Source organism: Bacillus sp. CCB-MMP212 (assembly GCF_022748145.1).
In the GTDB taxonomy this organism is placed as follows: domain Bacteria; phylum Bacillota; class Bacilli; order Bacillales; family Bacillaceae_G; genus Bacillus_A; species Bacillus_A cereus.
This window is the reverse complement of record NZ_JALDQE010000001.1, coordinates 699,261-712,721: the sequence shown is the minus strand read 5'-3', so window position 1 is coordinate 712,721 and position 13,461 is coordinate 699,261. Positions and strand designations below refer to the sequence as shown.

Genomic DNA, 13,461 nt, shown 5'->3' with positions numbered 1-13,461 from the left:
CAAGTGGGTTTAACTAGGAGAAGTGTCGATGACATTAAAGAAGACACCGAGGTGTCTTCTGTTTTTTAAATTAAGGATATCGATAAATTAAGATTTACTTACTTAACATTATACTTATTTTCGGACCGAGGCATCTAATCGGTGAGTATATACAAACCAAGTAATGCTTGCTGTTAATAATGTTGACGAAATTAAAGCTGTAAGAACACTATATGTTTGCCAAATAAGTATCGTTGACCAATCGAAGGCAAAAAACATTATACACTGGGCAATCGTAGCGATTAGGAAAATAATTGTTACGATTGTTCTCTTTTTTGTCATTGGCTGCTGCTCATTCGTTTTCTTTTTTCTTAATCCTAAGAAAAATAACAGAACGGCTAATAGGCAAAGAATAATTGTGGTAGACGACAAAATGATATCCAACAGCTGTGTGCCGCTTATCTCATATGACTGAGTTAGATTGCCGTTTAATATATTTTTAACTTTTAGTACCAGGTTTATATTGGTATTTGCGCCGTTGCTCAGTAAGCAGATGGCTGTTCTTTCATTTGGCAGTATGGCTACTTCGGTACTAAAATTTGGATTACCCCCAGTGTGTTCTATAAACGTTTGTTCGGCGTTTACCGACCAACCTGCCGCATAATACATATCATTGACAGCCGAAACAGACATATCACCCCTATGTGATTTTTCGATGGCCCTGTGAAATATTTCGGGTATGTCCTGCACGATACCCATCTGTATGCCCATCCAACGCGCCATATCTTTTGTATTAGAAATGATATAGCCGGCAGGTTTATTCCCAGCATAATCCGGAGCGTTAAATGGAGTTGTTATAAAAAAGGAAGAACGGTAACCCTGTGCTAACTGTCCAGTGGCTTGAGCATCTTCTTTATAAACATACGTCTGGTGAAGACCTAAGGGTAGAAATACCTGTTCCTTCATAAAGTCTTCATAGCTTTGTCGTGATACAATCTCAATAACCAAACCCAATACGTCATAATTAACGGTTCCATAGTTATATTGTTCACCGGGAGAGAACGCCAATTCTGCATCTACCAGCGTTTCCACAGTCTTTTGCAACATATCCGGTGTATTGCCTTGTGGAATACTTTGAGTATGCCTAATATTTGTTAGACCACTGGTATGGTGAAGAAAGTTATTTAGTGTAAGGCTTTGCATATCAACAGGTTTCCCTTGATACTTTAACGTAAACCAAGGTAAATATTTTTGGACAGGGTCAGTCATTGAGAGCAGCCCTTGCTCTTCCAATAGCAAAATCCCCATACCAGTAAAAGCTTTACTCACCGAGGCCAACTCATAGAGTGTATTTTCACTTGCAGACAATCCCTTTTCAAGATCTGCATACCCAGAAGAAAAGTAGAACACTTCACCATCAGCAAGTATTGAGATTGACATTCCAGGCACACCTGATGTACGACAGGCATCATCTAGCAATGCTTGTATTGCCTCAGATTTCGAATCTGACAACGCATAACTTTGTGTTGCGAATCCTGGGAATAATATAAATATCGTTAATACAAAAACAATAGTCTTTTTCATACACTCTCCTTTTTGAAGAATTATAAGGATATAAATAACTTATTTTTATAACTATAAACTAAATTCTAATTTATCTTTCTATTTACCTATATAATATGAAATAATTGTGAAGAGTTACACTTAAACTAACGGGGGCGTTAGTTCAATAAGAAGTAAACAACTTTATTATTCATTTTTTAAGCATTACATAAGCAGATGGATATAATTTGAAACAACTTTAAAGAGGCTTGCTGCATATAGAATGTAGTAAGCCTCTTATCTTTTTTAGTCAAAATTCAATAACTTTATTATCACTATACAAATCAGCTGACACGAACATATCACTATTTTGAAGATTTTTAGAGCGTAAACTATAAGCAACTACCTTCTTTTTATATTGTTTTACAACATCAACATGCTCTTCATGACTGTAAATATAAAATGTGAAATCTTTTTTACCACGTTTTGCATGGATAATTAAAGGAGTGCCTTCATTATGGGGTGGTGCATAATAGCGATCTAAAAATAAACCTTCGTTAAAATCATGAATAATTTTTGATTTCTGTTCGCCTTCTACGTTATTTCCGTGAATTGTAATAGTCACATTCTCTTCTTCAAGTTTTGGATGTGTTTCGTACTTGCTAATAATGGATTCAATAACAGTGTTAGGAAGGCTAGAAACGATAATTTTAAATGCTCCAAATACAACTAACATTACAATAAACCAAGTCGTCATAGTAATCATCCCCTTTATTCTATTTAATAATATAACTCATATGGTAATAGTACATATGGTGAAGTTTTGTATAATTTGTGAAAAATATGCCATTTTTACGAACGAAATATTAGAAAAATCAATTTTGTTACAAAAAGTTGAAATTGAAGTATTTTAAAAGAAAAAGGTTTATAATAAAAATATAACTAATAACCACATTACTAATTATAAGGAAGTGTAACTATGAGTACTGTAGCAATCGTATATGGTATTATTCTTTCCACAATTATTGTTTTGTTTTTCGTTGGGGTTTCACGTTATATTCATAAATGGAAAGAAGGCGTTGCGAAATTAAATCACATTGAAGAAGAACTTAGTGATTTAATGTTACATCATGGTAAATAAAAAGATAATTTTTTAACGAAACAATGTGAAGAATATCACAAAACATGCTCTCATCATGAAAGCATGTTTTTTTGTTATGTGAATGTTAGACATATTCATGAGATTTTTTCGTGCAATACAGTGTGAAATAAAATAATAATTCTTTATGTGTAGGAAGAGTTATTCTGTTTTGTATAATTTTGTAATTTAGTTCGGTATAATTATGATATAGAAGGAAATTTGTTAGAGGAGGTATATTGTGAACATATTAAAGATTATAGGAATTGTTGCAGGAGTGATTATAGTAGCAATTATAGCTTTCTTTGTCATAATGAAGTATTATTTGTCAAAAAAAGATTCTGATTACGTATTAACCTATATAAAAGAACATAAAGACGATGAGACATGTTCATTACTGATTAGAAAAAATGGTGAGATATTAACATCTATAAATGAAAATAAAAAATTGCCATTAGCGAGTACGGCAAAAATCGTAATAGCAGTTGAATTTGCTAAGCAAGTGTCAGAAGGAAAAATAAGTCGTGATGAACAAATTTCATTGCACGAGCTAGAAAAATATTACGTTAAAGATACTGATGGTGGAGCACATCCTAACTGGTTAGAAGATGCCAAAGCGAGAGAATTAGTGAAAAATGGACAAATCGCTTTAGAAGAAGTCGCTAAAGGAATGATTCATTATAGTTCTAACGCAAATACAACATATTTGTTAGATAAGCTTGGAATAGAAAGAGTAAATGAAAGTATAAAAGAGTTAGAGCTTACTAGTCATGATAAGTTCTCTTCGTATACAGCTTCACTATATATGAGAGGGTATGTAGAAAAAGAGCTTCATAAGCCAGAAAATCAATCATTAGAAATGATACGTAACATGTCAAAGGATGAGTATAATAAACATGTGTTACAAATTCATGAATGGATGAAAGATGAAGAAGAATGGAAAAAACGTGAAATTCCATTAAAGGTAGATATGGAATTTCAGCGAATTTGGTCAGATCGATTAGTGAGTGCAAACGCTAAAGATTATATGAGTATAATGGAAAAAATAAATAGTAGAAATTATTTTCCTAAATTAATGCAAGAAGAAATCGAGAATATTTTCAAAGGAACAGTTAATAATAGTAAGTTAGAATTTGCGGGGCAAAAAGGTGGTTCTACCGCATTCGTATTGACAAAAAGCTTGTATACTACAGATAAGAAAGGGAATAAAGTAGAAGTTGTAATTATGTTTAACGATATAGAAGATCAAGTTGTATATCAAAAGCTGAGAAATAATATAAATTATTTTATTCAAGATGCTATAACAGATGAAGAGTTTAGAAATAAATTATAATAAAATAATTTTATTATGTAAACAACATGCTATTAAAGGTAGGTATTGAGATGAGGTTGAATGAGTATATGCTTGAAACGTTTCCGAATTTAGAACTTAGACCACCTCTATTTTATAATTGGGATATTGGTATTCGTTTTAGATTAGGTGTGGACTATGATTGTAATAACATTTATGAAAATTGTCTATATTTAGAAGGCGTTTATAAAAGGACGATTACTTTATTTCAGTCTTTACATTCAACAAAAGATGATATTTATATTGTAGTGGATGTAAATGACTATGCAAATGGTGAAATTTTCAAACAGAAATTGAATATCTTTTCTAAGTATGTCAAAGAGAAGTCCGATTTGTTTAAGTTACAGAAAAATACAATCCCTTATGTTTTTCCAGAAGAAGATGAAGATGGAGCATATAAAACACATAGATATACTTTGAAATGTAAAATCTCTGACTTTACATACATTCCTATGCTAAAAGCAATTTGTAATCAAGATATGGGAATAAAACCGAGTATTTTTCATAGGGTGTATTTTATAAATGTTAACAAGAATACTATATTTCACGTTTATGATGATAGAGGTTGTGATGTATTAGCTACCTCTCCTGATACAATTAGGGATATTTATAATACATATAATGATTGGATATTAGAATACGATAGAAATAAAATTGATAAAGTATTTAATTGAATGTAGTCTATTTTAAATGAGGGAAACACCATATGGGGTGTTTCCCTTTTATTAATATGAAAATCAACATTTAAATTTGAAAGCACTTATTATAAAGGTAAAGGGATTTGATGGTAATGTATTGAATTTGGGTAGAAACGGAAAAAGGAGATGAATAAATGACAACAATCTATTTCGTTCGCCATGCCCATTCTACCTATACAAAAGAAGAACGGGAGCGACCTTTATCTGAAAAAGGGTACTTAGATGCAGAGAATGTAACACGCTTATTAAAAGATAAACATATTGATGTTGTGATTTCTAGCCCGTATAAAAGAGCAATCCAAACTGTACAAGGAATTGCGAATACATATAAATTATCAATACAAACAGAAGAAGATTTGCGTGAAAGATTATTGAGCACAGAGCCAGTATCAAATTTTAATGATGCTATGCAGAATGTGTGGGAAGATTGGAGTTTTGCATACGAAGGCGGAGAATCGAATGATATCGCACAAAGGCGCGCTGTAATATGTATGCAAAATATATTAAAACAATATGAAGGTAAGAATATTGTAATAGGTACGCATGGAAATATTATGGTATTACTCATGAATTATTTTAATTCGAAATATGATTTTGAGTTTTGGAAAACACTTCATATGCCTGATGTGTATAAATTAAATTTTGATAAAAATCGTTTCATTTCTGCTGAAAGAATAGAGAAAACAGTTCATCGGTTAAATATTTTGTAAAAGTTTATCAAAAAAAGAGGAAAGAGAGAAGTTATTGTAGAAGTATGACTTTGTAACATAAAAAATATATGTTAAAGGAGGCTGTTTACATGTTTGAGAAAGAGAAAGAAGGGCTTATTGAAGTTCAAAACGTATATGAAATTGCACCAGAAGATGGAACAATTATTGGTATGGCAACGGAAGAAGAAATGGAAATTGCTGCTGAACTAGAGTTACAGTACTATGCCCATTCTCGTTTGTTAGAAGCAAATATTCAGTTAGACGGTTCCTCCTACAAAGAGTTACTTCAGGAGTTCCAGGAGTACGAAAGAAAATCAATGAGCTTTTGGCGAGCGATACATAAACGTTTAGCTGTGCCATGGGCGTGGGTACTACGTATTGATGTTGCGAATGGCCCTATATATGTAAGTAATGGAAGTTCATATTACGAAGAAATCGATGATGAAGAAGATTATGAATAGATAAGTAAGGAAGCAGCTTTAGTTGCTTCCTTTTTTTATTTGTAAGAAATGAATCGCCTCAATAATAATATCTGGTCGATCATTTTCTATACCGTGACTCGCATGTTCGGCAAGAATATATTGGTTGTTAGTTGAGAGGTGTAATTGTTCGTGAATTAGTTCTTGCCACATTGCTTCAAGTTGTGTTGCTTCCTCTTTTGGCATGCCGCCATTAGTGAATTGAGTAATAGAATATTGAGGATCTCTACCGATAACGATTAATGGTATTTCTAATGTTTTACATAGCTCTTTTAGTGAGAGAGCACAGTTTTTCCACTCCGATAGTTCAGAAGCTGTCGCTTTATATAATGAAGGCGAGGTAGAGAATTCAATTTGCTGTTTTGATTGATCGGTGAGCATAGGTTTTAGTTCATTATAAAGTGTGTCTACATCCATTTTGGAATATATATTATATTTTTGAAACCAAACATCATCAGAATCAGTTTGATCAGAAATTGGTAAATGAAGTTCATCTAAACGGTGTAAGTTCATCGAAGTAGAATCAACTAAAATAAGTGCTTGCAGCTTATCTTCATGTAACATTGCAAAATGTTGTGCACATAATCCTCCATAGGAATGACCGATTAGAATAAATGGCTCTTGAATAGCTAGTTTGTTTAGTAACATATGTAGCTCTTTTGTAACTTGCCTTATTGTACGCGGCTGATTGCCTAAATCACTTTTCCCGTAACCTGGGCGATGGTATGAAACGACTGTAAAGTGCTCTGAAAGCTTTTCTATAATAGGAAACCAATCATAAAATGAGCAAGTCATTCCGGTTTGAATGACTACAGTTTGTTTACCACCTCCTTTTATATGTACTTCTATATTTTGCCCCATTATTTCTACAAATTTATGAATGTTAATTCCTCCTAAGCTTGAAATAATTTTTGACAAGCAAAAACGATACACCAAACACCTATACCAAGTAGGACAGATGTACTAAGTGTAAATGAATTTTTTAAACCAATATAGACGATAAATAATAGTAGTGCTGATGCGGGGAATCCATATAATACCCCTAAAGCAAATTGCCTCAATTCTTGTTTATTTCCGCCTTCGAATGAAATCCAAAATAAACTAAGTAAACTCACGAGAGGAAGGGCAGCAATAAAGCCACCTATCGTACTGTAATGTTTAGCGACTTCAGTGATAATGCCGATAATAAGTGCCGAAACGATTACTTTAACGAGGAAATGCATATTTTGCCTCCTTCGCTAATAACGAAAATGCTTTTTCAATTAATTGTTGTTCTTCTTTTGATAACTGTAATTCTAATATTTTTATCTTTTCTTTATCTAGTAAAGTATGTTTTTCTAATACTTCAATTCCTTCAATTGTTAATGTAAGATTTACAACTCTTTCATCTTTTTTATTTCGCTCTTTAATGATGAAGCCCTTTTGAATAAGGCGCTTTATGTGTTCAGACGCTGTGTTATGAGAAAGACTAAGCTCAGTAGCGACTTTTCCAATTGTTATACCTTTCTCACGAGAAACGATTTGTAAAATACGAATTGCTTGGTGGGAAAGGTTGTCCTCGTATTCGTATCGTAAGTGATAATAAATGCTCTCCCAATGTTGATTAATGTTGTTCATAATAATAAATCCCCTTTTTTATATCGTATAGTAAGATATATTCGTTATTTTAGAAATAAAATCCTTTTATTTGGATAAAAAATGTTGAAAAAGTTTATTTTTATTGAAATATAAGGTAATCTATGTGTAAAGGTATACATTTAGCAAGAGAGAGGATGATAGCTGTGAATACATTCAAATGGATTAGTCATGAACAGATGTATGTAGATGAAATACATGTTGAAAAATGTGGTCCTCTTTCAGTCGGCGTATATGGGGGAAATCAAGAGAGTGATGCATATGAACGAGGAGATGCGGTGCTGGCTTGGTGGGATCCTGAATTACAATTTGAATTTGTTATGATTTTTGATACACATCACAAAACAAAAAATATAGATTATATAATAGAAGCGATTTCGGAAAGAAAAGAAAAACTAAAAGAGTTATTCTCATATCCAATACATTTAGCTTTCCATCATACACATATGTACCTATTAGCGTTATTTACAGATGAGTTATTTATTAAAAAGTGTGATCAAGATGATGAGGAACTCGCTTGCTTAATTTGTTTACGAAAAGGCGAATTTTTATATTGGTTATCAGTTGGTGATTGTTTCGCGTATTTATTCCATTCTGAGAAAACGAAAAATGGAAAAGGACGATTAAATAAACGGAAGAATTACGAATATATTGGCAGGAAAAATATTTTTGCAGCAAATACACCTTGCTTTACGTCAGGTGTAAGAGGATTAGAAAAAGGAATGAATCACATTGTAATGGCAACGGACGGTATTTTAGAGTGTGACAAACGAAGGTTTGATGATGATCAATCTTTAGTAGAAATATTACACGACGGAAATAGCTTGCAGATTGAGCCCGTATTAACAAATGTACTGCAGTGGAAAGGTAGAGACTGTGCCACGATTATTGGATGGTCTATTGATACTGATAATAAACAATGTGCTAATTAATATAAAAGGAGTTCAAGGTTTTTATCCTTGAACTCCTTTTTGTTAAGCAATATGGATGTGATATGTTTTTAACCATTCATTTACTTGTAGCATATACTCCATGGCACTTCTTGCCTCAAAATTGTTAATCTCTTTATTACTTTGATCAGCAATTGAAAGTAAGATGGAATGGTTAATAAGTGAGAAAATAGGATTGTTTTTATTGTTACACATATCAAGTGTTAAATTACGGATTGTTTGTAAGTAGAGTGGATCTTGTGAAGTTGGATAAGCGCTTTTTCTTCTATTGCGTACATCGTCAGGTAAAGCTGGTTGTAGTGCTCTACGTAAAATGCCTTTTTCAATATTATCAATACTTTTTATGTTGAAAGGAACATTCCATAAATATTCAACTAATCTATAATCACAAAACGGTACACGAACTTCAAATCCAACAGCCATACTCATGCGATCCTTACGGTCAAGTAAGAAAGGAAGGAATCTTGTTAAAAATAAATAAAACATTTGGCGTTGTTTCGCGGATTTTTTACTTTCGCCTTCAAGAGTAGGTACTTCAAGTATCGCCTCTTGGAATCGTGTATCAATATAGTCTTCTAGATTACATTGGTTACTTACCTCATTTAGTAGAAGAGGAGATGTATTTTTCCAATTTGTTAGCCAAGGAAACTTATCTACATATAGTAGTTCTTCTTGATGAAACCAAGGATATCCACCGAATACTTCATCAGCCGATTCGCCGGATAAAGCTACGGTCGCATCTTTTTTCATTTCGCAAAATAGTAAATATAGTGAAGTTTCCATTTCACCAGCACTCGGTAAATCTTTTGCATGAAGGGGAACGAATAATTGATTTGCTAATTCTTCAGCATTCACAATAATATCATGATGCGCTGTCCCGACATGTTCAGAAACGCGTTTTACCCAAGGGGCATCTAAACCAGTGCGAGCAAATGTCAGTTCGAAGTCTTTTGCGCTATTTACAAAGTCAACAGAATACGTATGAAGTGTTTTATTTTCAGCAGCAAATTCTTTACCCGCAAGTGCAGTAATACCGCTAGAGTCTAATCCGCCTGATAACATACAAACGAGAGGAACATCGGCAATTAATTGTCTTTTTACTGTATCTTGTAAAATAGATAAAATATGCGAAGATGTATCTTCTATAGAGTCTGTATGGAACTTACTTTCTAAATTCCAATACTTCGTAACTACTTTTTTATGACGTGTAAATGTTATAGAATGTCCAGCACGTACTTCTTGAATATTTTTAAAGACGCCACATCCTGGAGTGCGAAATAAGCCTAATCCAAATACTTCATTTATTCCATCCGCATCAATTTCAGCAGGGACAGATGGATGCGCTAATAATGCTTTAATTTCAGAGCCGAAAATAATACTGCCATTTCTTTCTGTAAAAAAGAGTGGTTTTACACCTAAATGATCTCGTGCTAAAAACAATTGTTGCTTCTGATCATCCCATAAGGCAAAAGCGAAAATTCCGTTTAAATGTCGTACGCAGTCTTCTTTCCATTCTAAATAAGCATGTAGTAATACTTCTGTATCTGAATGGGTTTCAAATGCATGCCCACATTTTTGAAGCTGCTCTCTAAGTTCACGGAAATTATAAATTTCTCCATTATAAGTAAGAGCATACGTATAATCACCAGCACGAAATGTTTTTGGCTGCGTTCCTCCTTTAGGATCTATTACGATTAATCGGCGGTGTGCAAAAGCTGCGCGAGGTGAAAACCAAAATCCTTCAGCATCCGGACCACGATGCTGAATACTATTTGCCATCTTTTTTAAAATAATATGTTGATTTGAAAGGTCTTCTTTCCAATCTACCCAACCTGTAATTCCACACATACATATCTCATCTCCTAATTTAAAATAGTAAATTAACGAAATAAAATATACACAAAGTTAAAGAATGACTATATAAATAGTGTACTACATGAACCAAATTGTAGACTTGAGAAAATTTTCTTTGAACGCATAGTTATGTGAGACAATGGCTAAGGAAAAGTATTCCATTACATACAAAAAATAAAAAAGATGAGAGAAAAAATTTTCTCAGACGTTATATAGGGTGTAAAAGCTTTTACAAAACAATAAGGGGAATCGCTACATGAAATCAAATGAGAAAAATTTTATAAAAAGATTACAACGGCAAAAAGAAGACGCGTTAGAATTTGTTGTCGATACATACTTACCACTCATAAAGGGAATCACGCATAAAGTTCTACTTCCAATTCAAAATGATGGACTCATAGAGGAATGTATAAACGATATATTTCTTTCCATTTGGAATAACGCAAATAAATTTCATGGAGAGCCGAGCGATTTTAAAAAGTGGATTGCAGCGATTGCGAAGTTTAAAGCAATTGATTATTACCGGAAATCGACTAAAACAGTAGAAATCATTTCAGATGAGTTTCATATCAGTACAGAAAAATCAGCAGAAGACGAATTAATCGTTATGGAAGATAGGGAAGAATTATTGAAGCTCATTAATCAATTAGAACCGCTAGATCAAAAGGTGTTCATTATGAAATATTTACTTGGTATGAAGACAGAGGAAATAGGTGACAAGTTAGGATTAACTCGGGCAGCAATTGATAATCGAGTGTACCGGGGGAAAAAGAAACTACAACAAAATGCTACGAATATTAGTTTTGGAGGTAGTGCGATATGAAAGACATTTATGAACTATTAAATGATATTGATATAGACGAAAAAGAACTAGAAGAAATTGAGGCTTCTGAAATTGAAAAGGAAAAAGTAAAACGAAATGTAAAACAATCGATACGTACGAAGAAAAAGATGAAAAGTTGGAAAAAAGGTGTCGCTGCTGCATCTATTTTAGTAGGATTATCAGTTGCAACACTCGGTATCGGATTTCCTACATATGCGGGGGGATTGCCAATTGTAGGTGACATATTCCGATTTTTAGATAATGGTAGAACAGGGTTATATGAAAATTATAAAGAGTTTTCGACTGAGTTGAATATGACAAGGGAGAGTAATGGGGTTAAGGTTACAATTAATGATGCTGTGTTCGATGGTAGAACAATCACAATCACATACTCTATTGAGAGTGATAAAGATTTAGGTGAGAAGCCAAATATATTTGGATATCCGCAGGTGATGGGGTTTAATGGCGGGGGAGGAAGCTCTCAAGTAACAAAAGTTGGAGAGAAAAAGTACGTAGGTATGACTACGATGAGTGGTAATAGTAGTAAAAGGTTAGATGTTGCAAACGTTTGGTGGAATATGGAAGAGATTGAGTTGGATTATAAAGGTAATTCAATTAAGGGGAATTGGAACTTCGCACTTAGTTTAAAAGCAATGGAGAGTAAAGAAGTAAAGGTTAATAGGGTTTCTGAAAATGAATTAATAAAAGTAAATATAGACAAAATGGAAGTAACTCCGATGTCATTTATCGTTTTTTTCAATCAGGAAGAATCTAAAGTATTAAGAAGTATATGGGATAGCGCTGATGTGGAATTAGAAATAAAAGATGATTTAGGAAATAAATATGCTGGTGAAGGAAATGGCGGAACTAGTACAGTAGCAGAACCGCACAAAAGTAGTTGGAGTTCTACATTCCAAAAGTTAAACGAAAATGCAACAAAGCTTATCGTTACACCTCGCGTGCACTTGCGAGTACATACACCTGAAAATCATGGTGGAGTAGAGTATGTGAATGGGAAAGAGAAGAAAATAGAAGTGCCGAAAAAAGAAGCGAAGAGTAAAGATATTGTGTTAGATGATATTGTCATTGATTTAAAGAAATAAAAAAGAGACTGCCTAAAACCATTTAGGCAGTCTTTTTTTCGTTAAGAACTAGTAACGAGCAATGCATGCGGATGCTGCGTTTTATATTCATCTTTCCACGGAATATTTAGTTGTTCCCACGATTCGCCGCTATCATTGGATTGAAAGACGCCATTGTTATTTAACGTGTAAAACGTATGTGGTTCAGCCTTGTTTGTCGCAAACATCGAAATGACTGTACCGATTGCAGATGGTAGTCCTTGTTGTACTTGCTGGAACGGAGTATCTTTCGTTTTTCGATAAATATAAGATTCATAAGGGATACGGTGATGAGCCAGATCAGCACTTGGCGCGGCAGAAACTAGAATCGTATTACAATCAGCTGGATCAATTGCCATGCTGTATAAATAATGATGTTCAAGTCCTTCACTACATGAGATCCAGCTGTTTCCATTGTTATAACTTTCAAGATAAGCACGATCAGGTCCGCCCATAAATCCGTCACCACATGATGCATAAAGACGATTTGGTGCTTCAGGGTGCATAAGTAATTGATGAGCATCGATAGGAGCACCGAATTTTTTATCAATCCATGTATGCCCTTTATCATTACTTTGAATAACAGCACCAGCTTCGATTGAAACGTGTATTGTATTAGGGTTGTTTGGATCAACTGTAATCCAGCGTACGTGATGGGTAAAAGGTCTAGGCGGGAAAGCCCACGTATAAGAAGATAATAATGATTTCATATTTTTAAGTTCAGTCCACGTTTCACCACCATTTTCAGAGCGAAATAAAGCGCTCGGTTCTGTGCCGACATAAACGACCCCATATCCGTTCACTTGTTCATTTGAGCTTATTGTTATGGAAGTGATAGAGGAGTGTAAAATACCATCTTCTTTAGGGAAATCAAAGTAACGATAAGAATCTCCAATTGGTCTCCATGAATCCCCGCTATCGTCACTTAACCATAGACCTCGTCCAAATGTTCCGCAATATACACGGTTTGGGTGGAACGGATCAACAGCGATACAGGTAGGTTGCATATTTTGTAAGTGGTAAGTCGTTTCATAGTTATCATATTGTTCTTTCACTACAACAAGTTCACGTTCCATACAGAGAAATAAACGTTTCATTTAAGTAACCTCCTTAAAATTCTTTCATTAGTAAACAATATGAAAATAAAAAAGAAGTAGTCTTGTTTTATTTGAGAAAAAGGG

At 33.7% G+C, this 13,461-nt stretch carries 16 protein-coding genes; 9 read left to right on the top strand and 7 right to left on the bottom strand.

The window, feature by feature from the left end; translation table 11 throughout:
- Positions 1–114 precede the first annotated feature (114 nt).
- Both MRP26_RS03530 and MRP26_RS03525 read right to left on the bottom strand, forming a co-directional pair.
- Complete coding sequence (locus MRP26_RS03530; protein ID WP_242805984.1) at positions 115–1,563, bottom strand: serine hydrolase domain-containing protein; 1,449 nt, start codon at positions 1,561–1,563, stop codon at positions 115–117.
- Between the two features lie 268 nt (positions 1,564–1,831).
- Positions 1,832–2,278 (bottom strand): YfmQ family protein, encoded by a 447-nt coding sequence (locus tag MRP26_RS03525; protein WP_000214587.1) that lies wholly within the window; start codon positions 2,276–2,278, stop codon positions 1,832–1,834.
- A 40-nt stretch (positions 2,279–2,318) separates the two neighbouring features.
- Here MRP26_RS03525 and MRP26_RS03520 point away from each other — a divergent pair, with 40 nt between their 5' ends.
- The 6 genes from MRP26_RS03520 to MRP26_RS03495 all read left to right on the top strand — a co-directional run bounded on the left by MRP26_RS03520 (position 2,319) and on the right by MRP26_RS03495 (position 5,879).
- Positions 2,319–2,435 (top strand): hypothetical protein, encoded by a 117-nt coding sequence (locus tag MRP26_RS03520; protein WP_002011946.1) that lies wholly within the window; start codon positions 2,319–2,321, stop codon positions 2,433–2,435.
- Between the two features lie 65 nt (positions 2,436–2,500).
- On the top strand, positions 2,501–2,662 hold the full coding sequence (locus MRP26_RS03515) for a hypothetical protein (RefSeq protein WP_000108701.1): 162 nt from the start codon (positions 2,501–2,503) through the stop codon (positions 2,660–2,662).
- A gap of 238 nt (positions 2,663–2,900) precedes the next feature.
- Complete coding sequence (locus tag MRP26_RS03510) at positions 2,901–3,992, top strand: serine hydrolase (RefSeq protein ID WP_029441930.1); 1,092 nt, start codon at positions 2,901–2,903, stop codon at positions 3,990–3,992.
- A 68-nt stretch (positions 3,993–4,060) separates the two neighbouring features.
- Positions 4,061–4,684 carry a DUF3885 domain-containing protein gene (locus MRP26_RS03505; RefSeq protein WP_065486054.1) on the top strand — a complete coding sequence of 208 codons (624 nt, stop codon included), beginning with the start codon at positions 4,061–4,063 and terminating at the stop codon, positions 4,682–4,684.
- A gap of 158 nt (positions 4,685–4,842) precedes the next feature.
- A complete protein-coding gene (locus tag MRP26_RS03500) occupies positions 4,843–5,418 on the top strand; it encodes a histidine phosphatase family protein (RefSeq protein WP_197241877.1) in 576 nt (191 codons plus the stop codon).
- 89 nt (positions 5,419–5,507) lie between these two features.
- Positions 5,508–5,879: a hypothetical protein gene (locus MRP26_RS03495; protein ID WP_000461779.1), complete on the top strand. Its 372-nt coding sequence runs from the start codon at positions 5,508–5,510 to the stop codon at positions 5,877–5,879.
- An 18-nt stretch (positions 5,880–5,897) separates the two neighbouring features.
- Here the strand turns inward: MRP26_RS03495 and MRP26_RS03490 are convergent, their stop codons facing one another.
- From MRP26_RS03490 to MRP26_RS03480, 3 genes are read right to left on the bottom strand one after another with little or no spacing between them, the layout of a single operon-like run.
- Complete coding sequence (locus tag MRP26_RS03490; RefSeq protein ID WP_197241897.1) at positions 5,898–6,830, bottom strand: alpha/beta fold hydrolase; 933 nt, start codon at positions 6,828–6,830, stop codon at positions 5,898–5,900.
- Positions 6,791–7,120, bottom strand: a complete 330-nt coding sequence (locus MRP26_RS03485; RefSeq protein WP_053564812.1) for a DUF3147 family protein — start codon at positions 7,118–7,120, stop codon at positions 6,791–6,793. Before MRP26_RS03485 ends, MRP26_RS03490 begins: the two co-directional genes overlap by 40 nt.
- Positions 7,104–7,514, bottom strand: a complete 411-nt coding sequence (locus tag MRP26_RS03480; protein ID WP_053564811.1) for a MarR family winged helix-turn-helix transcriptional regulator — start codon at positions 7,512–7,514, stop codon at positions 7,104–7,106. The genes MRP26_RS03485 and MRP26_RS03480 overlap by 17 nt, the downstream gene beginning before the upstream one ends.
- A 122-nt stretch (positions 7,515–7,636) precedes the next feature.
- Between MRP26_RS03480 and MRP26_RS03475 the strand changes: the two genes are divergently transcribed.
- The gene (locus MRP26_RS03475) at positions 7,637–8,464 is read left to right on the top strand and encodes a PP2C family serine/threonine-protein phosphatase (RefSeq protein ID WP_002040904.1); all 828 of its coding nucleotides are present in this window, start codon (positions 7,637–7,639) and stop codon (positions 8,462–8,464) included.
- A gap of 42 nt (positions 8,465–8,506) precedes the next feature.
- Here the strand turns inward: MRP26_RS03475 and asnB are convergent, their stop codons facing one another.
- Entirely contained in the window at positions 8,507–10,330 is a 1,824-nt protein-coding gene (gene asnB, locus MRP26_RS03470) for an asparagine synthase (glutamine-hydrolyzing) (RefSeq protein ID WP_078401035.1), read from the bottom strand.
- A 262-nt stretch (positions 10,331–10,592) separates the two neighbouring features.
- On the opposite strand from asnB, the gene MRP26_RS03465 reads away from it, so the two are divergent.
- Entirely contained in the window at positions 10,593–11,159 is a 567-nt protein-coding gene (locus MRP26_RS03465; protein WP_000840007.1) for a sigma-70 family RNA polymerase sigma factor, read from the top strand.
- Entirely contained in the window at positions 11,156–12,262 is a 1,107-nt protein-coding gene (locus MRP26_RS03460; RefSeq protein ID WP_044306863.1) for a DUF4179 domain-containing protein, read from the top strand. Before MRP26_RS03465 ends, MRP26_RS03460 begins: the two co-directional genes overlap by 4 nt.
- Positions 12,263–12,303: 41 nt before the next feature.
- On the opposite strand, the gene MRP26_RS03455 is transcribed toward MRP26_RS03460, so the two are convergent.
- Positions 12,304–13,377, bottom strand: a complete 1,074-nt coding sequence (locus MRP26_RS03455; protein WP_000825318.1) for a WD40/YVTN/BNR-like repeat-containing protein — start codon at positions 13,375–13,377, stop codon at positions 12,304–12,306.
- Between the last annotated feature and the right edge of the window lie 84 nt (positions 13,378–13,461).

Excerpts from the sequence above, each read along its gene's own strand:
- MRP26_RS03530 (WP_242805984.1), bottom strand. The coding sequence starts at position 1,563 with ATGAAAAAGACTATTGTTTTTGTATTAACGATATTTATATTATTCCCA.
- MRP26_RS03525 (WP_000214587.1), bottom strand. The coding sequence starts at position 2,278 with ATGACGACTTGGTTTATTGTAATGTTAGTTGTATTTGGAGCATTTAAA.
- MRP26_RS03520 (WP_002011946.1), top strand. The coding sequence starts at position 2,319 with ATGGTAATAGTACATATGGTGAAGTTTTGTATAATTTGTGAAAAATAT.
- MRP26_RS03515 (WP_000108701.1), top strand. The coding sequence starts at position 2,501 with ATGAGTACTGTAGCAATCGTATATGGTATTATTCTTTCCACAATTATT.
- MRP26_RS03505 (WP_065486054.1), top strand. The coding sequence starts at position 4,061 with ATGCTTGAAACGTTTCCGAATTTAGAACTTAGACCACCTCTATTTTAT.
- MRP26_RS03500 (WP_197241877.1), top strand. The coding sequence starts at position 4,843 with ATGACAACAATCTATTTCGTTCGCCATGCCCATTCTACCTATACAAAA.
- MRP26_RS03495 (WP_000461779.1), top strand. The coding sequence starts at position 5,508 with ATGTTTGAGAAAGAGAAAGAAGGGCTTATTGAAGTTCAAAACGTATAT.
- MRP26_RS03485 (WP_053564812.1), bottom strand. The coding sequence starts at position 7,120 with ATGCATTTCCTCGTTAAAGTAATCGTTTCGGCACTTATTATCGGCATT.
- MRP26_RS03480 (WP_053564811.1), bottom strand. The coding sequence starts at position 7,514 with ATGAACAACATTAATCAACATTGGGAGAGCATTTATTATCACTTACGA.
- MRP26_RS03475 (WP_002040904.1), top strand. The coding sequence starts at position 7,637 with ATGTGTAAAGGTATACATTTAGCAAGAGAGAGGATGATAGCTGTGAAT.
- asnB (WP_078401035.1), bottom strand. The coding sequence starts at position 10,330 with ATGTGTGGAATTACAGGTTGGGTAGATTGGAAAGAAGACCTTTCAAAT.
- MRP26_RS03465 (WP_000840007.1), top strand. The coding sequence starts at position 10,593 with ATGAAATCAAATGAGAAAAATTTTATAAAAAGATTACAACGGCAAAAA.
- MRP26_RS03460 (WP_044306863.1), top strand. The coding sequence starts at position 11,156 with ATGAAAGACATTTATGAACTATTAAATGATATTGATATAGACGAAAAA.
- MRP26_RS03455 (WP_000825318.1), bottom strand. The coding sequence starts at position 13,377 with ATGAAACGTTTATTTCTCTGTATGGAACGTGAACTTGTTGTAGTGAAA.